The 24510-nt window shown below is 72.1% G+C and carries 24 protein-coding genes and 1 tRNA gene; 12 read left to right on the top strand and 13 right to left on the bottom strand.

The annotated features are described in order from the left end of the window. Positions 1-3: 3 nt before the first annotated feature. Complete coding sequence (locus tag ACFZB3_RS45230) at positions 4-324, bottom strand: AAA family ATPase (RefSeq protein WP_391388689.1); 321 nt, start codon at positions 322-324, stop codon at positions 4-6. A gap of 193 nt (positions 325-517) precedes the next feature. Between ACFZB3_RS45230 and ACFZB3_RS45225 the strand changes: the two genes are divergently transcribed. Both ACFZB3_RS45225 and ACFZB3_RS45220 read left to right on the top strand, forming a co-directional pair. Then, on the top strand, positions 518-1201 hold the full coding sequence (locus ACFZB3_RS45225) for an alpha/beta fold hydrolase (protein ID WP_391388686.1): 684 nt from the start codon (positions 518-520) through the stop codon (positions 1199-1201). Positions 1202-1365: 164 nt separating this feature from the next. Next, positions 1366-1875: a DUF664 domain-containing protein gene (locus ACFZB3_RS45220; protein WP_391388683.1), complete on the top strand. Its 510-nt coding sequence runs from the start codon at positions 1366-1368 to the stop codon at positions 1873-1875. A gap of 35 nt (positions 1876-1910) precedes the next feature. On the opposite strand, the gene ACFZB3_RS45215 is transcribed toward ACFZB3_RS45220, so the two are convergent. The 5 genes from ACFZB3_RS45215 to ACFZB3_RS45195 all read right to left on the bottom strand — a co-directional run bounded on the left by ACFZB3_RS45215 (position 1911) and on the right by ACFZB3_RS45195 (position 8117). Next, entirely contained in the window at positions 1911-3860 is a 1950-nt protein-coding gene (locus ACFZB3_RS45215; RefSeq protein ID WP_391388680.1) for a copper resistance protein CopC, read from the bottom strand. 65 nt (positions 3861-3925) lie between these two features. Next, positions 3926-4696 carry an SDR family oxidoreductase gene (locus tag ACFZB3_RS45210; protein ID WP_391388678.1) on the bottom strand — a complete coding sequence of 257 codons (771 nt, stop codon included), beginning with the start codon at positions 4694-4696 and terminating at the stop codon, positions 3926-3928. Then, positions 4693-5166, bottom strand: coding sequence for a cupin domain-containing protein (locus ACFZB3_RS45205; protein ID WP_391388910.1), 474 nt, complete (start codon positions 5164-5166; stop codon positions 4693-4695). Before ACFZB3_RS45205 ends, ACFZB3_RS45210 begins: the two co-directional genes overlap by 4 nt. Next, complete coding sequence (locus ACFZB3_RS45200; protein ID WP_391388673.1) at positions 5153-5779, bottom strand: GNAT family N-acetyltransferase; 627 nt, start codon at positions 5777-5779, stop codon at positions 5153-5155. The genes ACFZB3_RS45205 and ACFZB3_RS45200 overlap by 14 nt, the downstream gene beginning before the upstream one ends. Beyond that, the gene (locus ACFZB3_RS45195; RefSeq protein ID WP_391388670.1) at positions 5772-8117 is read right to left on the bottom strand and encodes a penicillin acylase family protein; all 2346 of its coding nucleotides are present in this window, start codon (positions 8115-8117) and stop codon (positions 5772-5774) included. Before ACFZB3_RS45195 ends, ACFZB3_RS45200 begins: the two co-directional genes overlap by 8 nt. 145 nt (positions 8118-8262) lie before the next feature. Between ACFZB3_RS45195 and ACFZB3_RS45190 the strand changes: the two genes are divergently transcribed. The 4 genes from ACFZB3_RS45190 (at position 8263) to ACFZB3_RS45175 (ending at position 10449) form a co-directional block, all read left to right on the top strand. Next, positions 8263-8880, top strand: coding sequence for an HhH-GPD-type base excision DNA repair protein (locus ACFZB3_RS45190; protein ID WP_391388667.1), 618 nt, complete (start codon positions 8263-8265; stop codon positions 8878-8880). Between the two features lie 122 nt (positions 8881-9002). Next, a complete protein-coding gene (locus ACFZB3_RS45185; RefSeq protein ID WP_391388665.1) occupies positions 9003-9653 on the top strand; it encodes a DUF308 domain-containing protein in 651 nt (216 codons plus the stop codon). Between the two features lie 264 nt (positions 9654-9917). Next, positions 9918-10262, top strand: a complete 345-nt coding sequence (locus ACFZB3_RS45180) for a hypothetical protein (RefSeq protein ID WP_391388663.1) — start codon at positions 9918-9920, stop codon at positions 10260-10262. Positions 10263-10320: 58 nt separating this feature from the next. Further along, positions 10321-10449 (top strand): hypothetical protein, encoded by a 129-nt coding sequence (locus ACFZB3_RS45175; RefSeq protein WP_391388661.1) that lies wholly within the window; start codon positions 10321-10323, stop codon positions 10447-10449. Between the two features lie 58 nt (positions 10450-10507). Here the strand turns inward: ACFZB3_RS45175 and ACFZB3_RS45170 are convergent, their stop codons facing one another. Continuing rightward, positions 10508-12058 (bottom strand): helicase HerA-like domain-containing protein, encoded by a 1551-nt coding sequence (locus ACFZB3_RS45170; RefSeq protein WP_391388658.1) that lies wholly within the window; start codon positions 12056-12058, stop codon positions 10508-10510. 115 nt (positions 12059-12173) lie between these two features. Here ACFZB3_RS45170 and ACFZB3_RS45165 point away from each other — a divergent pair, with 115 nt between their 5' ends. Both ACFZB3_RS45165 and ACFZB3_RS45160 read left to right on the top strand, forming a co-directional pair. Continuing rightward, on the top strand, positions 12174-12470 hold the full coding sequence (locus ACFZB3_RS45165) for a type II toxin-antitoxin system VapB family antitoxin (RefSeq protein WP_003999914.1): 297 nt from the start codon (positions 12174-12176) through the stop codon (positions 12468-12470). Positions 12471-12581: 111 nt separating this feature from the next. Beyond that, positions 12582-13250, top strand: coding sequence for a LytR C-terminal domain-containing protein (locus tag ACFZB3_RS45160; protein ID WP_391388655.1), 669 nt, complete (start codon positions 12582-12584; stop codon positions 13248-13250). A 336-nt stretch (positions 13251-13586) separates the two neighbouring features. Here the strand turns inward: ACFZB3_RS45160 and upp are convergent, their stop codons facing one another. Next, positions 13587-14222: a uracil phosphoribosyltransferase gene (gene upp, locus ACFZB3_RS45155; protein ID WP_189262743.1), complete on the bottom strand. Its 636-nt coding sequence runs from the start codon at positions 14220-14222 to the stop codon at positions 13587-13589. 116 nt (positions 14223-14338) lie between these two features. Between upp and ACFZB3_RS45150 the strand changes: the two genes are divergently transcribed. The 4 genes from ACFZB3_RS45150 (at position 14339) to ACFZB3_RS45135 (ending at position 16158) form a co-directional block, all read left to right on the top strand. Beyond that, positions 14339-14545, top strand: a complete 207-nt coding sequence (locus tag ACFZB3_RS45150) for a hypothetical protein (protein WP_391388650.1) — start codon at positions 14339-14341, stop codon at positions 14543-14545. 413 nt (positions 14546-14958) lie between these two features. Continuing rightward, positions 14959-15486: a hypothetical protein gene (locus ACFZB3_RS45145; protein WP_093501063.1), complete on the top strand. Its 528-nt coding sequence runs from the start codon at positions 14959-14961 to the stop codon at positions 15484-15486. Positions 15487-15542: 56 nt separating this feature from the next. Next, positions 15543-15974: a tRNA adenosine(34) deaminase TadA gene (gene tadA, locus ACFZB3_RS45140; RefSeq protein ID WP_294006499.1), complete on the top strand. Its 432-nt coding sequence runs from the start codon at positions 15543-15545 to the stop codon at positions 15972-15974. A gap of 99 nt (positions 15975-16073) precedes the next feature. Further along, positions 16074-16158, top strand: a tRNA-Ser gene (locus ACFZB3_RS45135). Between the two features lie 81 nt (positions 16159-16239). On the opposite strand, the gene ACFZB3_RS45130 is transcribed toward ACFZB3_RS45135, so the two are convergent. The 5 genes from ACFZB3_RS45130 to fxsA form a co-directional block, all read right to left on the bottom strand. Then, on the bottom strand, positions 16240-17277 hold the full coding sequence (locus tag ACFZB3_RS45130; protein ID WP_391388646.1) for an aKG-HExxH-type peptide beta-hydroxylase: 1038 nt from the start codon (positions 17275-17277) through the stop codon (positions 16240-16242). Beyond that, positions 17274-18554, bottom strand: coding sequence for an FxsB family cyclophane-forming radical SAM/SPASM peptide maturase (locus ACFZB3_RS45125; RefSeq protein WP_391388643.1), 1281 nt, complete (start codon positions 18552-18554; stop codon positions 17274-17276). Before ACFZB3_RS45125 ends, ACFZB3_RS45130 begins: the two co-directional genes overlap by 4 nt. Before the next feature lie 75 nt (positions 18555-18629). Further along, a complete protein-coding gene (fxsT, locus tag ACFZB3_RS45120) occupies positions 18630-22613 on the bottom strand; it encodes an FxSxx-COOH system tetratricopeptide repeat protein (RefSeq protein ID WP_391388640.1) in 3984 nt (1327 codons plus the stop codon). Next, positions 22603-23904: a TIR-like protein FxsC gene (locus tag ACFZB3_RS45115; protein ID WP_391388637.1), complete on the bottom strand. Its 1302-nt coding sequence runs from the start codon at positions 23902-23904 to the stop codon at positions 22603-22605. The genes fxsT and ACFZB3_RS45115 overlap by 11 nt, the downstream gene beginning before the upstream one ends. A gap of 128 nt (positions 23905-24032) precedes the next feature. Further along, positions 24033-24209, bottom strand: a complete 177-nt coding sequence (gene fxsA / locus ACFZB3_RS45110; protein WP_391388634.1) for an FxSxx-COOH cyclophane-containing RiPP peptide — start codon at positions 24207-24209, stop codon at positions 24033-24035. Positions 24210-24510: the final 301 nt, after the last annotated feature.

The raw sequence follows: 24510 nt of genomic DNA, 5'->3' as shown, positions 1-24510 counted from the left end.
GAATCAGGATTCCGCCAATCGCCCCCGGCCGGCCTTCAGGAGTTCGAATCTCGTATCCCCCGCGGGTCCCGGCATCTGCTCTCCAGTTTCGGCGGCGAGCGGGGCGACCAGCTGGTGGAGTCCGGCGAAGCTCACCTCGGCCTCGAACTCGACGCCGGACACGTGCAGGACGCGGGTGTCGAGCCGCGCGGCGTGCGCGGCCGCGGCGTCGAGGAGCGAGGTCTTGCCCACGCCGGCCTCGCCGACGACGAGCAGCGAGCCGCCGGCCGCCGCCACGGAGTCGACGAAGTCCCGCAGGACGCCCAACTCGCGCGCACGCCCCACCAGTCGCCTGTTCGACCCCCACCCCGGCACGCCGGGACTCTGCAGCGCCGACACCGGAGAGGCCCTGAGCAGGCCCGGAGCGGGAACCGGGTCCGGACCGCCGGACCGCCGAACACCGTCATCTGACGGATTCGCCGCGTCCCTCACGTCCGTAGGTTCGCAGTCGTCCACAGCAGACCTGGAAGGAAACGTCATGAGTGCAACCATCGTTCTGGTGCACGGCGGCTTTGTCGACGGCGCCGGATGGCGCGGGGTCTACGACGCGCTGACCGCCGACGGCCTCGACGTGCAGATCGTGCAGAACCCGACGAAGTCGCTCGCCGACGACGTCGCCGTCACCCGCGACGTCCTCGACGCCGCCGACGGCCCGGTCGTGCTCGTCGGCCACTCGTACGGCGGTGCGGTGATCACCGAGGCGGGCAACCACGACAAGGTCGCGGCCCTCGTCTATGTCACGGCGTTCGCGCCGGACCAGGGCGAGTCGGTCAACACGCTCCTGGGCACGTTCCCGGCGGACGGGCCGCAGCCGCCCATCCTGCCGCCGGTCAACGGCTACCTCTTCCTCGACCGCGCCGCGTTCCCCGACGCGTTCGCCGCCGACGTCTCCGCGCAGGAGGCGGCGTTCATGGCCGACTCGCAGGTGCCCTGGGGGCTGGACGCGCTCGGCGGCACCGTGACGAGGGCCGCCTGGCACGCGAAGCCCAGCTGGTACCTGCACGTCACCGAGGACCGGATGATCCCGCCCGCCGCGCAGGCCTCGATGGCGCAGCGCATCGGCGCCACCGTCGCCGAGACACCCGGCAGCCACGCGATCTACGTGTCGCGGCCGGACGTCGTCGCCGACCTGATCAAGAAGGCCGCCGCCACGCTCGGATGACCGGCCCCGCCGAGTACCGGACGCCCTCGGCGTGCACCGCACCGATCCCGCCCCACTCGCCGCGTTGTGCGCAGGCGAGTGCGGCGGATTGGATGTTGCTGCCGCGCGGACGCCGCACGGCGAACGGCGAACGGCGAACGGCGAACGGATGGGGAGTACGACCGGTGACCAGCGACGACCGCACAGGACCGCCCAGCTTCGGCAGTGAACGCGACATGCTGCGGGCTTTTCTCGACTACCACCGGGCGACCCTCGCCATGAAGTGCGAGGGGCTCACCGACGAGGAGCTGCGGCGGCGGTCCATGCCGCCGTCCACGTTGTCGCTGCTCGGTCTGGTGCGGCACATGGCGGAAGTGGAACGCGCCTGGTTCCGCCGGGTGTTCGAGGACAAGGACGCGCCCATGGTGTGGTCCGACGAGATCGACTTCCAGGCGGCGTACGACGCGAGCGGGTCGACCAGGGCGGAGGCCTTCGCCGCCTGGGAGGCCGAGGTGGCGGTCTCGCGCCGCATCGAGCGCGCCTCCGGCTCCCTGGACCGGGTGGGGTACCAGCCCAGGTGGGAGGAGGAGGTGTCGCTGCGGATGGTGATGCTGCACGTGCTGCTGGAGTACGGCCGCCACAACGGGCACGCCGACTTCCTGCGCGAGGGCGTCGACGGGACCGTGGGCGCCTGAGCGCCTGAGCGCCTGAGCGTCCGCGGCGGGGTCGGCTACGCGGCGATCCGGATCTTCTTCGTCACCGTCACCTGGTCCAGGTCGGACACCCGTACCGTCACCGCCATCGTCCACTCGCCCGCGATGGGGAGGTTGACGGAGTCGGCGGCCCAGTAGCCGCCGCGGTCGGTCACGTCGGCGGGAAGCGGGCCGATCTTCTGGGCGGCGAGGGTGAAGGAGAGGCGGAGTTCGGGGACCGTGGAGATACCGCCGTCGGGGCCGAAGACGACCGCCTGTACGGAGTTCGCGCCGACCCGGCCCGGGTCCAGGGTGATCTGCACCTTGCCGTGGCCGTTCGGGGTGCCGACGTCGAAGGGGACCAGGGCGACGGAGGCCGCGGGGATGCCGGCCGGGCCCGACGCCGTTGCCGACCCGGCCGCCTCGGCCGCGGCCCGGCCGGGCAGGGTGCCGGTGAGGATCGTGGTGATGCCCAGCACGGCGACGCCGACGGCCACTTCGGCGAGGACCGAACGGCGCAGGGCGGCCTGGTGGCGGCCGGCGGGGGTGGCGGAAGGCTCGTCGAGGGGCGGTGCGTCCTGCTCCGCGGCCGACGGGGTCGACGGGATCGACGGGGTCGAGGAGGCCGTTGGGTCCGATGGGGCCGGCGGGTCCGCCGGGCCGCCGACCGGCAGCGGGACGCGGTCAGGGGCCGTCACGGCCGGGGCCGGCGCCAGTTTCGCCGTCCAGCGGCGGGACTGCGAGGCGGCCGCCAGCAGCAGGGTCACCGCGGCGAGCTTGAGGAGGAGGAGCCTGCCGTACGAGGTGTCCGTGAGGGCCTGCCAGGAGCCGAGGCCGCGCCAGGACTGGTAGACGCCGGTGACGACGAGGACCGTCACCGAGGCGAAGGCCACCCGGGAGAAGCGGGTGACGACGGCGGCGGGCAGCGGCGTCGCGGAGCGCTGGAGGGTGATGAGGAGGGCCATCAGGCCGCCCATCCAGAGCGCCATCGACAGCAGGTGCAGCACCGACGACGTCATCGCCAGCGGGACCTGGATGCCGGCCGAGGCGTGTTCCGCCGCCGCCCAGGTCAGGGCCAGGGCGACGGAGAGCGCCGCGGCCGTGGCGAGCAGCGGGCGGGACGGACGTTCGCGGCTCACGCGCTTGCGGAGCAGGAGGTAGAGGGCCGCGGTGAGCGCCAGCAGGGCCACCCTGGCCAGCAGGGCCAGGCCGGGGCGGCCGGTCGCGGACCCGGCGAGGGCGGAGAGGTCGAAGGCGGTCGCCGGGGAGGTGCCCTCCTCGTAGGGGGCGCGCAGGACGTAGAGGAAGAGGGTGGCGGCGAGCAGCGTCCACCACGCCGTGCGGACCGGGGTGCGGAGGGGGGCGGGGTCCGGCGGGCGGCAGACGGCCAGGAAGGCGACGGCGCCTATGAGCAGGGCCGCGGCGAGGTACGCGACGTAGCGGCCGATGTTGTAGAGGCTGCCGGTGACCGGGTTCTCGACGGGGCCGGCGGAGACGGCCGCCGTGGTCGCCGACGGCTTGCCCACGGAGAAGGTGAGGGCGCCGGAGACGGGGTGGCTGTCCGCCGAGACGACCCGCCAGGCCACGGTGAAGGTGCCGGTGCCCAGCTTCTTCGGGAAGGTGATCCGGGCGGTGTCCGAGCCGGCCGGGCCGTGTTCGGCCTCGCCGGTGTCCACCCGGTGGTTGGTGGGGTCGTACACCCGGAACGAGTCGTCGAGCAGGCCGACGGACTCGGTGAAGGTCAGGGTGACGGATCCCGGCGACGACTTGAGCACGGCGCCGTCGGCGGGGTCGCTGCCGCGCAGGGCGGCGTGCGCGGAGGCGGGGGCGGCCGACGCGAGGAGGAGGGCGGCGAGGAGGGTGCCGAGGAGGGCGAGGGCGCGCAGGGCGCGGTTCCTCCGGTTGCCGGTCGGCGTCGCTCGCCGCCTTTCGTGTCCTTCGCTCACGTTCACCCGCTCCGAGTTCGGAAACACGCGTTCTTGGGTCATACGGCCGGGGAGGCTGTGGTGCTCATTCTGTCCGCGGTGGGTGGGAACTGCGCCGCCACGGGGCGCTACCACGTCGGGCGTGCCGACACCCCGCCGTCCACCACCAGGTCGTGGCCGCTGATCCAGGACGCGAGCGGCGACATGAGGAAGACGACGGCGTTCGCCACGTCGTCCGCGCTGCCCAGCCGGCCCGTGGGCACCGCCTCCTGCCATCTCCGCACGCCCTCCGGCCAGTCCGCCGCCAGGCCCTCCCGGTCGATCAGGCCCGGGGAGACGGAGTTGACGCGGATGCCGGAGCGGCCGTACTCCAGGGCCGCCGCCCGCGCGTGCATGACCACCGCCGCCTTCGCCGCGCTGTAGTGGGCGTGACCGGGGGCGGGCCGGGCCGCCTCGATGGAGGCGATGTGGGTGACCGTGCCGCCGCCGGACTGGGCCCGCATGATCTCCGCGGCGGCCTGGGTGCAGGCGAAGACGCTGATGAGGTCGGTGTCGACGACCGCGCGCCAGTCGGCCGCGGTCATGCCGGGCAGGGGCTGTACGGGCTGTACGGCCGCGTTGTTGACCAGCGCCGTCAGCCGTCCGCCGCCCCACTCCGCGGCCTCGCGGACGACGCGGTGGCAGCTCTCCTCGTCGCTCAGGTCGCCCTGTACGACTGTCGCCCTGCCGCCGAGGGCCGCGATGCCCGCGGCGGCTTCGTGCGCCGCCCGGACCGCCGTGCGGCAGTGCAGGGCCACCGCCGCGCCCTCCTCCGCCAGGCGCCGGGCGATGGCCCGGCCGATACCGCCGCTCGCGCCCGTGACCAGGGCGGTCTGTCCGTCCAGCAGGTGGGTCGTCATGGCCGGCAGAGTTCCGTGATGCGGGCGGCTTCGGACGGGTAACGCGCCGTGAGGTGGGCCGCGTTCCCGTGTTCGTACCCCTCGAAGGTGAATCCGGGGGCCAGGGTGCAGCCGAAGAGGGTCCAGGCGCCCGGCGGCACCACGCGGGCGCCCATCCAGGTGCCGGCCGGGACGGTCAGCTGGATGTGCTGGCCGCCCAGGAGGTCGGGGCCGAGGACGGGCGTGCGGGTGGTGCCGTCGGGGGCGAGGAGCAGGAACTCCAGCGGGTCGCCCAGGTAGAAGTGCCAGATCTCGTCGGTGGGCAGGCGGTGCAGGGCCGAGTAGTCGTCGGCGGTGACGAGGCCGACGATCGCGGTGCCCTCGGGGCGGCCGTCGGCGCGTGCGGGACCCGCCCAGGTCTCGCGGAACAGGCCGCCCTCGCGGGGGATCGGCTCCAGGCCGTAGTGGGCGATGAGGTCAGCGGAAGTCAGTGTCCGGGACATCCGGGAAGGCTACCGTCCGGGGGAGAAAAGCCAGTTGAGCGCGCTTTTCGGGCAGGTGGACGTCGGGGATGTCGACCTCGGGCAGGACGACGGCCGGGCCGAGCTCGAAACCCTGGCGCCGGAAGCGGGCGATCGCCTTCTCGTTGCGGACGTCGGGGTCCACGACGATGCGGTGGCGGTCGAGCGCGAGCAGGACGTACGCCGTGAAGGCGGTCAGCAGCGCCTCCGTCCAGCCGGGCCGGGGGCCGTCGGGTCCGGCCGGGGCGAGCAGCACGTGGACGCCGATGTCGCCGGGGCGGACCTCGTAGCACTCGCTCACCCGGTCGGCCTCCGGCTCGTACGTCTGGAGGAGCCCGACCGGGGAGCCGTCCTTCTCGGCGAGGTAGGCGTGGTGGGTGTCGAGGGTCGCCATGTGCGCGTAGATCTCGGCGACCTGGGCGCGGGTGAGGCCGGTCATGCCCCAGAACACGGCGCGTTCCGCACCGGCCCAGGCGTGGACGACGGCCGCGTCGCGCTCGGGGTCGAGGGGACGGAGCCGGACGGTGCCGAAGCCGGGGACGGAGTGTTCGAAGACGGGGTCGTGCTCAAGGCGCTCAGGCATCGGTGTTCTCCGTGAGGTCTGAGAGGTCTGAGAGGTCTGAGAGATCTGAGAGATCTGCGAGGTCTGAGAGATCTGAGAGATCTGCGGGGTCCGCGCGTTCCAGCCGGGCCCAGTCGGTGACGACCGGGGCCAGCTCTCCCCTGAGCCACAAGGGGAGTTGGTCGGTTTGGTGGGGTGCGCCGGGGACGCCGTCCGCGCCGAACGGGACCACCCAGCGGCTGTCCTCGCGACGGGCCAGGTCCCAGACGTAGCGGGCGGCCGGACCGCGCGCGGAGCGGTCGGTGAGGCCGGGGACGGCGGAGGTGCACAGCACGCAGTCGTGGTCGCCGGACAGCGCCGGTCCGTCGTACGACGACGGGTCGGGCAGCGCCTGCCAGGGGGCCAGGCGGTGGGTGTCGCCCCAGGTGCCGGCGGGCGGGTCGGCCGCGACCTCCTCCACGGCCGCGCGTACGGCGGCGGGCCGGTCGACGCCGTACAGCTCCTCCGCCCTCAGCAGGTGTTCCAGGGCGAAGGCGACACGGGGGGTGAGGGCCAGCCAGGGGAGCAGGACCTCGGGGTGGGCCGGGGGTTCGGCGAGCGCGGCGAAGGCGGGGTGGGCGGCGACGTGCCGTACGACGGCGGAGCGTACGGCCGCGTAGGCGGCGGCGTCGGTGCTGCCGGCGTCCATCCGGCGGTCCCAGGCGAGGAGACGGTCGCGGAGTTCACCGGCCTCGGGGGTGAGGTCGTCCAGGGCGGCCAGGTGGTCGAGGAGGGGGGCGGCGGAGGCGAGGTGGGTGTCGGTGTGGATCGCGGCCAGGCCGGCGGCGGACCAGGTGCGGCGCTCGTCGAGGAGGGCGCGGATCCGGTCGGCGCGGTGCGGCGGGGCGAACTCGACGCCGAGGGGGGCGGCCGGGCCGCGCTGGTTCGCCATCACGGCGACGCCGTCGGTGAGGCCGCCGTACGGCATCTCGTGCCAGCCCTGCCAGTCGTGGCCGGGGAGCCAGGCGGGGGCGAGGCGGGTGCGGTTGGTGCGGGAGCGGACGGGGACGCGGCCGGCGACGCGGTGCAGGGTGCCTCCGGCGGTGTCGGCCGCGTGGACGACGTTGACGGGCTCGGCCCAGGCGTCGAAGGCACGGTCGACGTCGGCGACGTCGCGGGCGCGGAGGAGGGGGAGGAGGGCGCTGAAGCCGAGGTCCTCCGTGACGCGGGGCGGGTAGCGGAGCGCCAACGCCTCGGCTTCGCCGTCGGCGGATGTCCTCCCACCCGCACCACTCGTGCGGGTTTCGTCGCCGGGTGCGGGTGGCCCCTGCGGGGGCCGACCGCCGTCGACGGCTGCCGGCGCGTGCGCGGAAGCGGGTTGCCCGGCAGTGGGGGCCGGTACGCCGTCGTCGGCGGCTGCCGCCGGGGCGCCATCGCGCTCCGCGGTTCTTGCCTGCTTCTCCGGCCCCCCGGCGATGACCGGCCCCCGGGGTGTTTCGAGCACCTCGATCCGCACCGGGGGGTGGCCCGAGACCTCGATCGTCTCCGTGTGGTGGGCGGCCGGGGTCCAGGTGCCGTCCGGGGCGAGGGACTCCACGCCGGTCTCCGTGCGCCGCAGGCGCTCCCGGTAGAGGTCCTGGTAGTCGGCCATCGCGTTGGTGATGGACCAGGCGACCGTGCCCGTGTGGGCGAAGTGGGCGATGCCGGGGACGCCCGGGACCGCCAGGCCGACGACGTCGAACTCCGGGCAGGCGAGGCGGATCTGCTGGTAGACGCCGGGCGCCTCGATGAAGCGGTGCGGGTCGCCGGCGAGCAGGGCGTGGCCGGTGGTGGTGCGGGAGCCCGCGAGGAGCCAGCCGTTGCTGCCCGCGGTGCCGGGGCCGTCGGTGGCGAAGAGCGGGACGGCCTCCTCGCCCAGGTGCCGTATCGCCTCCTCGCGCCAGAGCTTGGCCGGGAAGCCGGCGAACAGGATGTGGGTGGCCAGCCAGACCCCCAGGGGGTGCCACGGCTCCCAGGTGCCCGGGGCCAGGGCGGTGCGGGCGAACTCCGGGGTGCGGGCGGCGCCGGCCGGCAGGCCCTCGTTGACGCCGGCCACGTACGCCCGTACCCACCGGGCCGTCTCCGGGTCCCGTCTCTCCAGCGCCTCGAAGCAGCGTCTCGCCGTGTCCGCCAGGCGGGCCCGGCGGGCGAACACGTCCCAGGCGACGGCCGGGGCGCCGAGGAAGGACGCCGACGTGCCCTGCGCGCGGTGCCGTTCCACCTCCAGCTGCCAGGCGCGGTCGCGGGCGGTGACCCGGCCCTGGGCGCGGGCGAGTTCGAGGGCGTCGGCCGCCCGCAGATGCGGGATGCCCCAGGCGTCGCGGTACGTCTCGATGGTCACCCTGTGACCCCCTTGTCTGAGGTTAGCCTTACCTAAGTTGAATCGCGGAGGAATCGTACGTGAGGGGTGCGAGGGCCGAGGAGGTCGGGGGTGGACGGACGGCCGCGGGCGCGCGGCGCCGGTCCGCGCGCGGGATCATCGAGCCATGGATGCCAACGCCGACTCCCCCGCCCTGCACCTCGCCCAGGACCCCGAGGCCGACGAACTCCTCAGCCGCAGCAGGCTCGCCGCGCTCACCGGCATGCTGCTCGACCAGCAGGTGCCGATGGAATGGGCGTTCAAGGGGCCGGCGACCATCGCCCGGCGCATGGGCACGGACGACCTGGACGCGCACGAGATCGCCGCGCAGGACCCGGAGGCGTTCGCCGCGCTGCTCTCCGAGAAGCCGGCCGTGCACCGGTACCCCGGCTCCATGGCCAAGAGGATCCAGCAGCTGTGCCAGTACCTCGTCGAGCACTACGACGGCGACGCCGAGGGCATCTGGCGTGACGTCGACAGCGGGGCGGAGCTTCTCGGGCGGCTCCAGGAACTGCCCGGGTTCGGGAAGCAGAAGGCGCAGATCTTCCTGGCGCTGCTGGGGAAGCAGCTGGGGGTGACGCCGGCGGGGTGGCGGGAGGCGGCCGGGGCGTATGGCGAGAGGGCGGCCTACCGGTCGGTGGCCGACATCACCGGGCCCGAGTCGCTGGCGAAGGTGCGGGCCCACAAGCAGGAGATGAAGGCGGCGGCGAAGGCCGCGAAGGCCTCGAAGGGCAGCGCCGAGTAGCGGGCAGGGCGCGGGCGCCGCGTGGCAGCACAGGGCGGGCAGGGCGGCCGTGGCCCGCGGGGCGTCATCCGATCAGCCTCTCCCTGCTGGCACGTCCGCCGCCCCCGGTCTCAGCTGGAACCATGACCGAGCCCCCCAGCACCGGCCCCGCCGACGACGACCGGAAGGCGCACGCCACCGGCACCGCCCGGCACGAGCCCGAACCGCCCTTCGAGGGACCGCTGCACGCGCTCTCCCAGGCCGCCTGGCAGATCGTCCTGCTCACCGGGATCGCCTCCCTGGTCCTCGGCGTCCTGGTGCTCGTGTGGCCCGGCGCCTCGCTGCTCGCCGCCGGCGTGCTCTTCGGCATCTACCTGCTGATCGCCGGTGTCTTCCAGCTGATCGCCGCCTTCGGCACGCACCGGGCGACCTCGCTGCGCGTGCTGGCCTTCATCAGCGGCGCGCTGATGATCGTGCTGGGCCTGTTCTGCTTCCGCGGCCCCCTGGAGTCGATCCTGCTGCTCGCCCTGTGGATCGGGATCGGCTGGCTGATCCGCGGGATCACCCAGACCATGGCCGCCGTCTCCGACTCCCGGATGCCCGCGCGCGGCTGGCAGGTCTTCCTCGGGATCGTCACGTTCGTCGCCGGTGTCGTGCTGATCGTCTCGCCGTTCAAGTCGGTCGCGGTACTCACCCTCGTCGCCGGTATCTGGCTGGTCGTCGTCGGCATCGTCGAGATCGTCACGGCGTTCGGCATCCGCGGCCGCGCCAAGCAGATCCCACAGGCCCTGTGAACGCCGGCCTGGTCGGCGCGGGCCTCGTGGACGCGGACCTCGCGTGCGCCGGCCTCATGGGGGCGGGCTTCGTGGGGGCGGGCTTCGTGAGCGGTGCGGGGCTCGCAGGTGCGGACCCCGCGGACACGGGAAGCCCGACGGGCACGGTCCCCGGCGGCGTCGCCCCGTCCGCTTCGTCAACCTCGCGCCCCGCAGGTACGCCGAGCGAGCGGATCTCGCGCCCCGCACGATGAACACCGCCCACTTCGCGGGGAGATGACCGTCATGAGCAGCGGTCCCCCGACCGGACGCCGCCCGCGGTCAGGCCCCGCCTGGCCGCGGGCGCTCGTACTGCTGCTCGTCCTGCTGCTGGCCGGCGTCCCGACGGCGGCCGAGGCGCTCGCCGCGGCCGCCCCGGCCGTCTCGGCGGAGACCGCCGAGCACGACGTCCCCGACATCCCGCTACGGCCGCCCGCCCGCACCGTCCACCGCGCCGACGTACCCCAGCGCCCCGCGCCGCTCCCCGACCCGGCACCCGCCGGACCGCCGGACCGCCACCGTCCCTGCCCGACGGCACCGCGCCCGCCGTACGCCACGCCCCTCCTGCGCACCGTGGTCCTGCGCTGCTGACCGACCGGCCTGTCCCGCACTCCCCCAGGTCAGTCAGCCCTACGCAAGGAACACAGTCATGTCCTCAGACCCGTACGCGGTCCTGCGCGCCCTGCTGCGCGCGGAAGCCGTCCGCAGCACGCCGAAGCCCGAGACGAAGACGGCCGAGCCGCCGAGGCCGCGGCCGCAGGACCAGAAACGCGGCTGATCCCGCGGAGCCGAGCCGGAGCTGAGCCGAGTGGTCCGTACCCGTGCGGGCGCCCGGCTCACCTCCGCCGGCGGGCCGTGCCGAACAGCGACCGGGTGATCTCACGGCCGAGCTGCGTGCCCACCGACCGGGCGAGGGACCTGAACATCCCGCTGCCGACCACCTGTTCGACCAGCGAGGGTTCTTCCCTGCGGGCCGCCTCGGGGACCTCCGGCCCGGCCGGCGTCCGCTGCAGCTTCTCGTACGCCGACTCCCGGTCCACAGCCTGTGCATAACGCCCGTGGAGCGCGGACCCGCGCACCGCCGCGTCCAGCTCGGCCGCGTCCAGCGGCCCCATCAGCGACTCGGGCGCCCGCAGCCGGGTCGCCGCGACCGGCGTCGGGGCGCCCGTCTCGCCGAGCACGGTCACCACGGCCTCGCCGGTACCGAGCCCGGTGAGCACTTCCTCAAGGTCGTACGGCGACTTCGGGAAGGTCTGCACGGTGGCCCGCAGCGCCTTCTGGTCCTCCGGGGTGAAGGCCCTGAGCGCGTGCTGGACGCGGTTGCCGAGCTGGCCGAGGACGTCGGACGGTACGTCCTTCGGGGTCTGCGTGACGAAGAAGACGCCGACCCCTTTCGAGCGAATGAGGCGCACGGTCTGCGTGATCGACTCCAGGAACGCCTTCGAGGCGCCGTCGAACAGCAGATGGGCCTCGTCGAAGAAGAAGACCAGCCTCGGCCGGTCCGTGTCGCCGATCTCCGGGAGGTCGTGGAAGAGGTCGGCGAGCAGCCACATCAGGAAGGTGGAGAAGAGGAGGGGCTTGTCCTGGACGGCGGGGAGTTCGAGGACCGAGACGATGCCGCGGCCGTCCGGTGCCGTGCGCAGCAGGTCGGCCGTGTCGAACTCCGGTTCGCCGAAGAAGTCCGCCATGCCCTGGGCCTCGAAGGCGGTGAGCGAGCGCAGGATCACCCCGGCCGTGGCCGTCGAAAGCCCTCCGATGTCCTTCAGTTCCGCCTTGCCCTCGGCGGAGGTGAGGAAGGCGGCCACCGCCCTGAGGTCCTTGAGGTCGATCAGCTCCAGGCCCTTGGTGTCGGCGTAGTGGAAGATCAGGCCGAGGGACTGCTCCTGGGTCCGGTTGAGCTGGAGCACCTTGTCGAGCAGCAGCGGGCCGAAGCTGGTGACCGTGGCGCGGACAGGCACGCCGTGGCCCAGGCCGCCGAGCGCGAGGAACTCGGCGGGGAAGCCGGTCGCCGTCCACTGCTGGCCGACCTCGGCCGCCCGCCCCTCGACCCTGTCGCTCGCCTGCCCGGGCCGCGCGACACCGGACAGGTCGCCTTTTACGTCCGCCAGGAACACCGGGACGCCGTGCGCCGAGAGCTGCTCGGCGATCAGCTGGAGCGTCTTGGTCTTGCCGGTGCCGGTGGCGCCGGCGACCAGGCCGTGGCGGTTGAGCACGGCGAGGGGGATGCGGACCTGTGCGCCGGGAAAGCACCGGCCGTCCCGGAGCACGGCCCCGAGATCCAGCGCCTGACCGGCGAAGGCGTACCCGGCGGCGATGTCGTCGACCACGGGACCGCCGACGCCCGCGGGGTCCTCGACACGCTCTTCGTCGGCCTCACCGGCACTCATCATCGGACCCCCTGTTCCCGTTTAGTCCACTTGATGACCTTTACGGCGTCTTTTCCAGCGTCGCACTCGGTCGCCATGGCTGCGCCCGGAACGTCTGGACCGGTAGGCTTTCCGTGTGATCTTCAAGCGCATCGGAAACGGCCGGCCGTACCCCGACCACGGCCGGGAGAGCACCCGGCAGTGGGCGGACGTCGCACCGCGCCCGGTCCGCCTCGATCAGCTCGTGACGACCAAGGGGCAGCTCGACCTGGAGACCCTGCTCGCCGAGGACTCGACGTTCTACGGCGACCTCTTCGCGCACGTCGTGAAGTGGCAGGGCGACCTGTACCTGGAGGACGGGCTGCACCGCGCGGTCCGCGCCGCCCTCCAGCAGCGTCAGGTGCTGCACGCGCGCGTGCTCGAACTCGACTGACACCCGCGCGCCACCCGGCATTTGCCGCCGGTTGCCCCTTTCGGGTTGGACCAGGCACCGTCGGATGATCATCTATTAGTCAACGCACCCGCGGCGCACTACGCTGCGCTCATGAGCATGCTGACTCCCCCCGGCATGGGCGGCCAGTACCGGATCACAGGGGACAAATACCCTCGCATGCGCCCGCGCCGGCGGCGTGCCCGGCTCGTCCTCTCCGTGGTCGCCTCCGTCACCGCGCTCGGCCTGGCCGGCTGGGGCACCCTGCAGCTCATCGACGTCTTCACGGGCGGCGGCGGGACGGCCTCGGCGGCCGGCTCGGCCGGAGACTGCGTCAAGCAGGCCGCCGCCAGCGCGAGCCCCGCGGCCGGGGCGTCCGCCGGTACGTCGGCCGCGGTGCTGCCGAAGCCGGCCCAGATCACGGTGAACGTCTACAACGCCACGACCCGCACGGGCCTGGCCAAGGACACCGCGGACGAACTGAAGAAGCGCGGCTTCAAGATCGGCGACGTCGGCAACGCACCGGCGAAGTTCGACCAGAAGGTCAAGGGCACGGCGATACTGCTCGGCCCGGCCACCGCCCTGAAGACCTCGCTCCTGGTCCTCGCCACCCAGGTGACGGCCGCCGACCAGCGCACGGAGGCGGGCCGCAAGGGCACCGCCGTCGACCTGATCATCGGCAACGCCTTCAAAACCCTCACCCCCCAGGCAACAGCCACCAAGGCCATCACAGCCCTGTCCGCCCCCACGCCGACGGCATCGACATCGAAGAAGAGCTGCTGACAACAGGCGACGGCCGACCTCGACCGCCGCGACGGTCGAGGAGACAGAACTGAACGGCGCCCCAAAGGGGCGCGGGGAACTGCGCGACAAGCCACAACGCACCCGCACCCGCCGCCACACCCGCACCCCAACGGCGCCCAGGCGACCGCCCCGCCGGCTCAGGCGTCGCGGCTGATCACCGTCGCAGCACTCGAAGAAACGGGGCCGAACGGCGCCCCAAAGGGGCGCTGGGGGTACCCCCGGCCGAAGGCTGGGGGAGGAACTGCGCGACGGGCCACAACGCACCCGCACCCGCCGCCACACCCACACCCCAACGGCGCCCAGACGACCGCCCCGCTACTCGGCCGCCCCGTAGAGCCGGTCCCCCGCGTCCCCGAGCCCCGGCACGATGTACCCGTGCTCGTTGAGGTGGTCGTCCACCGCCGCCGTCACGACCGTGACCGGCGTCCCCGCCAGCTCCCGCTCCATGAGCTCGACACCCTCGGGCGCGGCCAGCAGGACGACCGCCGTCACGTCGTCGGCGCCGCGCCTGATGAGCTCGCGGATCGCCGCGACCAGCGTGCCGCCCGTGGCCAGCATCGGGTCCAGGACGTACACCTGGCGCCCGGAGAGGTCCTCCGGCATCCGCGAGGCGTACGTGGACGCCTGCAGCGTCTCCTCGTTGCGGATCATGCCCAGGAAGCCCACCTCGGCGGTCGGCAGCAGCCGGACCATGCCGTCCAGCATGCCGAGCCCGGCCCGCAGGATCGGCACCACCAGCGGGCGCGGCCGGGCGAGCTTGACGCCGGTCGTGGCGGCCACCGGGGTCTGGATGTCAACGGCCTCGGTCCGCACGTCCCGCGTCGCCTCGTAGGCGAGCAGGGTGACCAGTTCGTCGGCGAGCCGCCGGAACGTCGCGGAGTCGGTGCGCTGGTCGCGCAGCGTGGTGAGCTTGTGAGCGACCAGGGGGTGGTCGACGACGTGGAGACGCATGTCCACAACAGTAACCGCGCCCCCGCACACCTCGCGCAGACCCACGCAGCCCGATGCTGGCATCAAACCCCCCATCCGGGGGAAAGTGGAGGTGTCGGACTGGGGGTGATGTGACCGTGCCCGAGCGTCCCGAGCCGCCCGAGCGGCCGGACCGTCCGTACGGCGCGCCCGAGGGTGAGACGGAGGCCGAGCGGCGGCGCCGCCGGGCCCGGTTCCTGCGCGAGCTCGCCGAGGCGCGGGCGCTGCGCGACCGGGTCCAGCCCCGCCGCGCCAAGACGGCCCGGCTGCGGCACGCGATGCGCATGCGGACGTTCCGCTGGTAGGAACCGGCAGGAGCCCACAAGACCGGCAGGAGCCCACAGGAGTCCGAAGGACCCGCCAAGAGTTGGCAAGACTCGGCAAGAGTCGTAAAGCCGATCCTTCGGCAAAGATCCACTCCTTGTGGCGCGTTGCGGTCCGTCATGGGGAAGGCCGTGCGTGGGCCGCGGGAAAACCCGCGTACGATCCGCAGGTGGCGGCAACGAGTGCGCTGGTGACTGCGTTGACGGACGCATGGATGGCTCTTTGCATACGTGCGATCAAAACTGCCAGACACAGGGAGCCGAAGACGTCCCCTGAACGCCTTGTTTCTGCCACGATTCCGAGTGGGCGGGGCTCGGAGCACAGCTCTCCCCGCCCAGAACCTCCGCCGGGGGGACCCCCAACCGGCACGCCTAAGACCAGTGGGAGAGTCACGGTGTACTTCGCCGCACTGCTCGCGCGCACCGAAGACGGGTGGGAAGCGAGCGACACAGAGCTCGACGATGTGGAGACCCTGTCGGACCTGGCCGACCTGGCCCGGGAATCGGCCTCCGAGGCCGACGACACGGTGCTCGTCTTCATCGAGCAGGAAGACGCGTGGTTCGGCGTCGTGCGCGTCGACGGGGAGGAGGACCCCCGGGTCTTCGTCTCCAACGCAGCCGCCGCCGCCCGCAGCTCGTACGGCGAGCTCCTGCTCACCGACGAACTGCTCGGAAGGGAGCCCAAGGACGACGCCGACGACCTGGACGCCCTCGACCTCGACGGCACCGAGGACGGTGAACCGGACGCCGAGGAGGACGACGACGCGGACGGTTCCGCCGTGCCGGCCGGCCCGGTCGGCGACGCCGCGATCCTGGACGACCTGGGCGTGAGCGCGAAGGAGCTGCTGACCCTGGACGAGGACGCGCTCGGCGAGATCGCCGAGGCCCTGGGCGCCTCCGACGTCCTGGAGACCGTCCGCTGACCCTCCACGAGGCCCCCGGGTCCCCGGACCCGGTACGCGACCGCTGGCGGGCCGCTATGCGGCTCGCCCTGGACGAGGCCGGCCGGGCCGTACGGGGCGGGGACGTCCCCGTCGGCGCCGTCGTACTGTCCCCGGACGGTACGACGGTCCTCGCGGCCGGGCACAACGAACGCGAGGCCACCGGCGACCCCACCGCGCACGCCGAGGTCCTGGCCCTGCGCCGGGCCGCCGCGGCGCTGGGGGAGTGGCGGCTCACCGGCTGCACCCTGGTCGTCACGCTGGAACCCTGCACGATGTGCGCCGGCGCCCTGGTCCAGTCCCGGGTGGACCGGGTCGTCTACGGCGCCCGCGACGAGAAGGCCGGCGCCGCCGGGTCCCTCTGGGACGTCGTCCGCGACCGGCGCCTGAACCACCGCCCCGAAGTCGTCGAGGGCGTCCTCGCGGACGAATCCGCCCGTCTCCTCACGGACTTCTTCCGCACCCGCTGACACGCCCGCCGACACACCCGCCGACACACCCGACGGGCCTCCCCCGGCCCCCGAATACCGATTTCAGAGCACGGCCCCCCGTGCTGTAAGGTCTCCCTCGGTAGCGTGTCCGAGCGGCCGAAGGAGCTCGCCTCGAAAGCGAGTGTGGCGCAAGTCACCGAGGGTTCAAATCCCTCCGCTACCGCAGGTAGACGAAGGGGCGGTCCCAGTGGGCCGCCCCTTCGCGGTCTTCCTGCGCAGCGTATGGATCTTCGCTGCCGGAGACTCACCCGGTGTGCTCAAGCAGCGCCTCCCGGATCCCGGTCACGAACACCGTCCCCGCGGGCAGCAGTTCCCCGCTGTCCAGCAAGGCACGGGTGGCGGCCAGTGAGTGACGGCCCCAGGTCTCGTACTCGTGTCGTGCCCGCTCGCCCCCCGTGCCCGCGTCGGCTTCCGTCCGCCAGAAGTCCGTGACACCGAGGTGGGCGTAAGTACCCTGCAACAGGGCGCCCGCAGGGCGCGGATCCGTCCGCCAGGGGGCGCGGTAGACGGCGCCTGTGGGCGGGCCGTGAAGGGGCACCAGGTCCAGCAGAGCCCCGAGCTGGACATGCAGGAACTCGTGAACCAGCGTCAGGGCCAGCAGCACCGGATCGGCCGGCCGGGAGGCCGCGACCGCACCGAAGGCCCGGCGGGCGGCGGAACTCACGGCGGTGCCGTCCGGAGCCGGCCGCAAGGGCACCAGCGCGGTCAGGCAGGCAGCCACGGCGTCGGCATGCCAGGGATGCCGCCGAACCAGCACCTCCCATGCGCCTTGCAGCGTCGTCGCCCAGCGCTGCACCTCCTCGTCCGCCAGCGGCTCCGCGCACAACCGGCCGTGGACCTCCCTGAACGGCCCTCTGTCGGCCAGCCGTACTTCCCAGACCCGGCCGTCGCACTCGGCCTGCAGCAGCGGCGCAGCGCCCCATGTGGCGCCCGCCGCCTCAGCATCGTGGACCAGACGGTGGAACCACTCCGTGTCGGCGACCTCCCCCGCCCTCATTGCCGCTATCGTCCGTGCCGCCCCCTCGTCGAGGTAGGGGTGGAGCATGACGGCTCGCCAGCGTCGCGGGTCCTGCCGGTTCATCCGCACCAGGCGCTGGTAGGGAGCCTCGATGCCATGCCCGTGTTCGGCAGTCACCTGGTGCAACGCGGCAACCAGCAGCATCCGCTTGCTGAGCTGCCCCGCCTGCAGCAGCTTCACCGCCGCCGCCCCGCCGCGCGCCCGGGCGACCGCGTGAAAGGTCGGCGGGTCGACGACGTGCCGCTTGAGCAGCCGGCCGCTCACCGCGAGCCTCCGCCCGTACGGCGGCCCAGCACGAGGGTCACGTCGCGGGTCACACGTTCGCGGATGTGGTCGACGAGGGCGGCGAGATCCCTGCAGTAGACCGACGGAGAGGCGAAGCGGGTGGGGTGCGCGGTGGCGCTGTACCGGTGGGCGTAGAGACCGCCGCCACAGACCTGGACGCGCGCGCACCCGGCGCACACCGGTCCAAGACCTGCGAGACCTCGCTGCCGGACACGGAATGCCTCATGCGCGGCGGCTTCGGCGAACGTGTTGCCGAACACATCCAGCCCGGTCGCGGGGGCGCCCGGGTACGAGACCTTCAAGGAGTCCGCCTGCTCGATGGATCCGTCCGTCTCGACCACGACGAGATCGACCGGTGCCAGGCCCACCGTCTCACTGCGAGTGCTTCCGCCGAGCAGAACCGTCATGATCTCGTCGAAGATCCGGATGCCGGTCTCGCGCCGCGGAGCGTCGTACCAGCGGTCGAAGACGGCGCACAGCCAGTCGGCGTACGGCGTGGGCTCGTCCGGCCGGGGTCCGGGGGACGAGGTCGGCGGGACCGTGCGCCGGGCGAGGCCCGGCGGCGGATTCAGCCAGGTCCCGTGCGGCAGCAGCAGGTCCATCCGGGGCGGTGCGAACTCCAGCAGAGCCTCGTACGTCTCCACCGGATCGGCGGCCAGATCCACCACGCACAGCAGTCCCGCGTACAGCGCCCGGTTGGCCGTCCGGCCCAGCGTCCGCAGCGCGCGGGCCGTCGCCTCGTGGCTTCCCCGCCCGTTACGGCGGCGTCGGTGCCGGTCGTGCACGGCTGGGGTGCCGTCGAGGCTGACGCCGACCTGGACGCCGTACCGGTGCAGCACGGGGAGCAGCGCCCGGTCCTCCGCGAGCCTCACTCCGTTGGTCTGCACCGTCAGCCCCACCTCGGTGGTCCCGTGCAGGCCGTCGACGAGCAGCCGCAGCATCTCGTCCAGCCGCTCGGCCCCGACCAGCAGCGGCTCGCCGCCGTGCAGCACGACGCTCACCCGGTCCAGCCGGTGCTCCCGTGCGTGGTCCGCGATGAGGGCGGAGGTCCTGCGGACCGTTTCCGCGGTCATGATCCGGGGCCGGTCGCGCCAGCTCTGGTCGGCGGCCTCGTAGACGTAGCAGTAGTCGCAGGCCAGGTCGCAGCGGCTGTGGATCTTCAGCAGGAACTGACGGAACGGCAACTCCGGTGCGCCGGGAGCAGTGAGAGGCGAGCGTGTCTGCGGGACGGTGTGATGCGGGGTGGTGGGGCGCATGAATCCCGATCGCTCTGTGCGGGAGGCAGGGGCCCGCATATTACAGCCCGTCAGTGGCCCGTACCGGCGGCCTTCTCAGGTGGTGGGCGGCTCGATGTCCGCGTCCAGACGGGCCCCCGACATGACGGCCCGAGTGGTGGGATGCTCCTCGCCGAGAGTCAGCCGCGCCCGTCTCAGGGCTTCCGTCCGGTACTCGTCGGCCTCCGCGGTACGCCCGAGCGCGCGCAGGCTGAGGGACAGGTTGACCGTGACAGCGATGGTGTCGTAGTGGTCGGGGCCGAGGTGCTGGAGGAGCCTTTGCCGAGCCTGTTCCTCCAGTTCCGCGGCGCCTGCCACCTCGCCGGCGGCCACGAGATCGTTCGCGTGGTTGATCAGGCACGCCAGGGTGTACGGGTGCTCGGCACCGAGCACGTCGTACAGCTGTTCCAGCGTCCGCCGCGACATGTCCCGGGCCGCCTCCAGCCGTCCCGCCAGCCGCAGATGGACGGACAGGTTGTTGGCACAGGCGAGCGTGACAGGGTGTGCGTCGCCCAGGTAGTCCACGTAACGGCGCTGCACACGTTCCGCGAGCTCCAGGGCCTGTTCTACCTTGCCGAGCGCGGCGAGGTCGCCGGCCAGGTTCGAGGCGACGGCGAGGGTGTCGGGGTGCTCGGCGCCGAACAGGTCGATGTACCGGCTGTGGACCTCGTGGTCGATCTCGCGGGCTTCGGTGTAACGGCCGGCCCGGCGCAGGGCGACCGCGAGATTCCGCCGCGCGTCCAGCGTGCTCATGTGGCCGTCCCCCAGGGTCTGCCGGTACAGCTGGACCGTCTGCTCAAGCAGCACGAGGGCCTGGCTGAGGTGCCCGGTCTCCCGCAGGTCCCGGGCGTAGTTGGCCGCGCTGCTGAGGTTGTAGACGTCGTCCGCACCGCGTGTCTCACGCCCCTGGTCGTAGATTCTCCGGTGGCGTGCGAGGGCCTGTCTGCGGTCGCCGGCCAGATATTCGGAGACAGCGAGGTTGTTGTCGTACATCAGGGTGCGGGGATGGTCCTCGCCGAGACTCTGCTGTGCGGCTGCGAGAGTCGCCGCATCGAGCGCACGGGCCTCCCGGTAGCGGCCGAGGGCCCGCAGGTCGGAGCCGACGTTCGTCGCGGCAGCGAGCGTGTGGGGGTCGTCCTCCCCCCTGGCGGCGCGGAACCGCTCGTGCGTGTCCTGGTCGATGTCGAAGGCCGCGCGCAGCTGACCCTGGAAGCGCAGCGCGTTGCCCAACTGGATGCGGAGCAGAAGCGTGTGGGTGTCACTCGGATCCTCGAACGGCTCCCTGCTCCATCGCTCAAGGGTGCGCTCGGCCAGTGTGCGAGCCGCGCTCAGCAACCCGCGTTTCCAGAGGTAACGGACGGAGTCGATGATCCACTTGCGCACTTCGGGATCGGTGTTGCCAGCTGCCTTGGACGGCCACAAGTGGGGAAGCAGCTCCTCGTACCCGTCCCAGTTCCTGGGGGAATCCGGGTCGCCGGGGCTGGCCTCGGCGAGCGCGGTGTGGACGACACGGCGCCACTGCTGCCAGCGTTCGCCGACGACATGGTCACGGATGACCGCCTGGACCAGCCGGTGCACCGTGAGGGTGGCGCTGCCCTGGTCGCTCTTCGCCAGTCCGAACCTGTTGATCAGGCGAAGGATCTGGGCGGTGGCCAGTTCGTCCCGGGGTTCACCGGGAGCGATGGTGAGCGCCTGGGTGACCGACCGGCTGTAGAGGAGGCGCATGGGGATCGGGTCCGGGCCGAAGAAGGAGCAGATCTCCAGCATCTCCGCCGCCGCAGGGTTCTTGCGGCGCAGCTCGCCGACCGCGAGCCGCCACGTCGCGACCGCGGAGTGGTCGTAGTCCTGCCTGGGCAGCTGGGTGCTGCCGAGCACCTCGGTCAGCCGGTCCCGGAGAAGTCCCAGGTAGCGGGCGACCGGCATGTTGCTCTCGTGCAGATAGATCGCGGCCTGGGCGACGGCCAGTGGGAGGTCGCCCAGCTCGTCGGCGACCTGGCCGATGTCCTCCTCGGACAACGCCGGATTGAATCGGTGCATCAGCTCGACGCTCTCGTCACGGGTGAACACGTCCACCTCGACCAGGCCGGCGCTCGTCGCCCAGGCGCGGTCGCGAGAGGTGATCAGCACATGACCGTTGGGCGGCCCGGCGGGTATCAGGCCGGTCAGCTCCTCGGGGCCCCCGGCGTTGTCGTACACCAGCAGCCAGCGGGCGAACGGCTCGCCGCGGCGCAGCGCACGGAGCACCGAGGTGACCGTCGTGTTGAGATCCTCGCTCTCCTCAAGGCCCAGATACGGCGCGAGGTCGGCAAGGGCCGGAGGAATGAGTTCCGGCTGCGCTGCCGCGACCCACCACACGACGTCGTAGGCGGCCTTGAAGCGGTGGACGTACTCCAGGGCGATCTGGGTCTTGCCCATGCCGCCCAGCCCGTACAGCACCTGGTTGGAAACGGCACCGGTGGGTCCGGCGGTGAACTGGTTGCGCAGCCTCTCCAGGAGTTCGGCGCGGCCGGTGAACGCCAGGTTCCTGGACGGCGCCCGCTGTACCGAGGGCGTGCTTCCCGGAAAGTCCGGACGTCGGCCTCCGGCCGACCGCAGGCCGGCCTCGCTGTCCTGGCCGTGGGACGGCAGAAGCACCGCGGCCAGCAGCTGCGCTCTGGCCTCCGCGGCGTTGGAACAACGGCTGAGGTCGGTGGCGAGGTTGTGCCACAGGGAGGTGGATGCGGTGGTCTCCAGTTCCTGGACGCACACGGCCACCATCCGGGGGACTCTGGCCTCCTCGCAGTCGCCGAGCCGCAGCCGGAGCTCCGCGGCACGCCGCTGCGCGGTGTACGCAGGGGACAGCAGCGCGAGCAACCTCCCCTGGCCCTGCAGAGCGCCGAGCACCTCGGGCGGCCCGTCGGCTTCGGTGACCGCCGTGATGCTGTGCAGGGAGACGCGGTAGCCGACCCCCTCCAAAGTGCCCGCCGCCCATTCGGCCCACATCCGGTCGCCGGGCGCGTAGCTGATGAAGATCCGCGCGGGCACGGTGCGCGGAGTGCGCAGGTAGGAGGTGTTCAGGCGACGGCGCTCGTCGGGGGGCAGAGGAACCAGGGCACGTACCCGGCCCTCGGTGATCCAGTCGGTGAGCCGTTCGAACGCGGAGAGCAGAGATCCTTCCTGCAGCGGCCGCTCGGCGACCGTGGCAGGTATTTCCTCGTATGCATAGAAGGGTTTGTAAGGGATCTCCACTTCGCCCCAGTAGCGCTCGCGCTGTGCTTCGGTGAGCCAGTGCAGGAACGGGGCGAAAGCCTCACGCGCGAAGTCCCGGCCGGCCTCCAGGCGCTCCTTCTCGGCGTCCTCCACTCTCATCGGGACGGGCAGGATACGGATGTCACGCTGCGATGAACGGGTCACCGACAGGGCGACGTCGACACCGCCACGGATGCTCTGCACGCTGGAGGTGAAGCAGCCGACCAGGATGTCCGGCATCAGGATGGTGCAGATGCCGGATGTGTCGCTGACGCCCGTCCGGCTGTCGATGAGCACGTAGTCATAGGTGGAGACCATCTCCTCACGCAGCGCGTGCAAGAACGCTCCTCCGCCCAACTGCTCGTAGAAGCGGTGCCAGTTGAACCTGGTGACGGCCGTGGAATAGGAGGCCGACTGGCGCCCGGCGGGAACGAAGTCGAGCCGACCGGACAGGCTCAGTTCGAGGCCGGTCGTGTAGGGACGGAGCCGGGTGAGCGAACGCAGTCGTCCCTCACTGACGGCGGCGGGCACGGTGCGTGGAGCCTGGGCCCGGCTCGGGCTCAGTACCTCGTTCACATAGGCCTGAACCATGTTCATCAGGCCTTCGGTCGAGCGCAGTTCCGCATCGACGAGCACGGGGTGGAAGTAGCGGTGCAGTCCTGGAGCCTCGAGATCCCAGTCGACTATCAGGACCCGGAGACCGTTGCTGGCCAGGATCCAGCCGACATTGGCAACGGCCATGGTGCGTCCGGTGCCGCCCTTGTAGGAGTAGAAGGTCACGATCTTCCCGTTGCCCGGGACATCAGTACTCATCGTCCCAATTCCCCTCCCACGGTCGGCGCACGGACGTGTCCGCCGCCTCGGGGCCGGCGGCCGCTGTCTGCGGTGCAGGCACGGTCAGCTCGGGCAGCCGCGAGGCGGCCGGCCCCTCGGGCAGCCATCTGGGCACGGCGCTCTCCATCAACCGGCTCTGGGCGACGGCGACCATCACGGCCAGATGGTCGTCGAAGTTCTCCTTGCCGACCCGCACCCGGAAGAGGGGGTCGTACGGATCGTTCCGCCGCATCCAGTTCCGCCGGAACACCTGCCGCAGGCGTGTCCAGAGCGCTTCGTCGGCAGACTCCTCGTCACTGTCGTGGCAGGGCACCAGCACCCCGGTGACGGGATGGTTCTGACGGTCGAAGTCGGCAAGTGCCGCACGGTAGGGCTCGGCTGCCGCAGCCCAGGCGTCGACCAGGAGGATGCTCGTCTGGCTTTCGCTCATCGCCGCTTCGAGCTTGCGGCCGAGTTCGTCGTCGATCGCCTCGAGACTGCTTGTGCACCCCTCGTCGATGATCACTCGCTGGGCGCGGTGGGCCAGCGTGGGACGAACCGGCGGGTGGTAGGGCGTCCACTCAAGAGGTGTGCGCCCGTAGTACTCGATGTGGCGCCGGCCTTCCGGCAGCCGTTCTGCGGTACCCGCGGCCACGAAGATCCTCACGTGCCCCAGATCGCGTTCCATGGGTTGCTGCCCTTGCGGGACGGGGAAACAGCCCTGCACCGTGCCGAGGTCGAGTCCCTCGGTGTGCGGCAGCCTGAAGCGCTCCGCGACGTGCCTGACACGATCGGCTATGACCGATACCGCTTTGCGGTAGCCGTGGCCTGTGGGATCGGTACGCAGGAGCGCCTGGAGACCGTACTCGGCGTACTCGGCCCCCATCCTCGGCTCGGAGTACTGCAGCCGTGCGACCTCGTCGGGCAGCGGACCACGCAGCGGCGCCCACATGACCGGCACCAGTGCGGGCACATCGATGTCGGTCTCCTGCCGGTACTGCGTGAGCCGGTCCCGGAACGCCGTCCACTCCTTGCCGCAGTAGAGACTGCGCATATAAGAGGACGAGTACAGGGCGACAAAGGCTCGGCAGCGCCCCACCGCCCTGCCGAGCACCCGCTCCCAGTCGGAACCGAGTCCGAGCCGCTCCACGTCCCGGAAGGCGGGCTGCATCCCGGAACCCGCGCCCAGACGCTCCAGTTCGTCCACCAGATCCCGGTAGAAGCGTCCGACAAAGGCGTCGCTGTCATCCCGCCTGGCGTAACTGAGGAAAAAGTACGGCTCTTCGTCCAAGTCGCCCCCCGGTACCCGTCCGCAGAACCTGGCACCGTGTCACCCACCTGCCAGGGCGCGCGCACAGACGTTCATACCCGACGGCGGAAGGGCTCAGACATCCCGGCCGGGACGGAGCCGACAGCGCATCACAACGACGACTGGAATTTGGCCGTCGGCTCGTCCGTGGGGTGCAGCACCTCGTCGATCACCCTGCGCAGCGCAGCGGTGAAGGCGGTGTCGGGCATGTCATCCAGATCGCCCATCGACACGCCGGTCAGATCCACCAGGCCCGAGCCGTACTCGGAGCCGAACGTCCGTTCCACCGCACCCCTCACACGCGCGTGCGCGCACGTGCATACGGAGACCGGCATGCACGCCCACTTCTGCCAAGGCGGGAGCCTACTCGCTCCGCACCCCGCCAGGTGCACGCGATGCCCGGCACCCGGCGGGCCGTGAACCCACCCGGACCGGCCAGGGGAGGGCGTTGCCCCCTGCGCCGGCAGCCGGGCGCCGAAGCCGCCTCCCGGGGTGTCGGCAACGGCTGAATTTGGGACCAGTTCGAACGGTTCAATCGTGAGCCACTGTGCGGCCTCGGTGGTTCGTCAGTGGTTGTCGGTGGCGGTG

The organism is Streptomyces sp. NPDC008092, from assembly GCF_042957285.1.
GTDB lineage: Bacteria > Actinomycetota > Actinomycetes > Streptomycetales > Streptomycetaceae > Streptomyces.
Note: the sequence above shows the minus strand (reverse complement) of the source record. Positions and strands in the feature narration are given on the sequence as shown.

Excerpts from the sequence above, each read along its gene's own strand:
- ACFZB3_RS45225 (WP_391388686.1), top strand. The coding sequence starts at position 518 with ATGAGTGCAACCATCGTTCTGGTGCACGGCGGCTTTGTCGACGGCGCC.
- ACFZB3_RS45215 (WP_391388680.1), bottom strand. The coding sequence starts at position 3,860 with ATGACCCAAGAACGCGTGTTTCCGAACTCGGAGCGGGTGAACGTGAGC.
- ACFZB3_RS45210 (WP_391388678.1), bottom strand. The coding sequence starts at position 4,696 with ATGACGACCCACCTGCTGGACGGACAGACCGCCCTGGTCACGGGCGCG.
- ACFZB3_RS45200 (WP_391388673.1), bottom strand. The coding sequence starts at position 5,779 with ATGCCTGAGCGCCTTGAGCACGACCCCGTCTTCGAACACTCCGTCCCC.
- ACFZB3_RS45190 (WP_391388667.1), top strand. The coding sequence starts at position 8,263 with ATGGATGCCAACGCCGACTCCCCCGCCCTGCACCTCGCCCAGGACCCC.
- ACFZB3_RS45185 (WP_391388665.1), top strand. The coding sequence starts at position 9,003 with ATGACCGAGCCCCCCAGCACCGGCCCCGCCGACGACGACCGGAAGGCG.
- ACFZB3_RS45180 (WP_391388663.1), top strand. The coding sequence starts at position 9,918 with ATGAGCAGCGGTCCCCCGACCGGACGCCGCCCGCGGTCAGGCCCCGCC.
- ACFZB3_RS45175 (WP_391388661.1), top strand. The coding sequence starts at position 10,321 with ATGTCCTCAGACCCGTACGCGGTCCTGCGCGCCCTGCTGCGCGCGGAA.
- ACFZB3_RS45170 (WP_391388658.1), bottom strand. The coding sequence starts at position 12,058 with ATGAGTGCCGGTGAGGCCGACGAAGAGCGTGTCGAGGACCCCGCGGGC.
- ACFZB3_RS45160 (WP_391388655.1), top strand. The coding sequence starts at position 12,582 with ATGAGCATGCTGACTCCCCCCGGCATGGGCGGCCAGTACCGGATCACA.
- upp (WP_189262743.1), bottom strand. The coding sequence starts at position 14,222 with ATGCGTCTCCACGTCGTCGACCACCCCCTGGTCGCTCACAAGCTCACC.
- tadA (WP_294006499.1), top strand. The coding sequence starts at position 15,543 with ATGCGGCTCGCCCTGGACGAGGCCGGCCGGGCCGTACGGGGCGGGGAC.
- ACFZB3_RS45125 (WP_391388643.1), bottom strand. The coding sequence starts at position 18,554 with ATGCGCCCCACCACCCCGCATCACACCGTCCCGCAGACACGCTCGCCT.
- fxsT (WP_391388640.1), bottom strand. The coding sequence starts at position 22,613 with ATGAGTACTGATGTCCCGGGCAACGGGAAGATCGTGACCTTCTACTCC.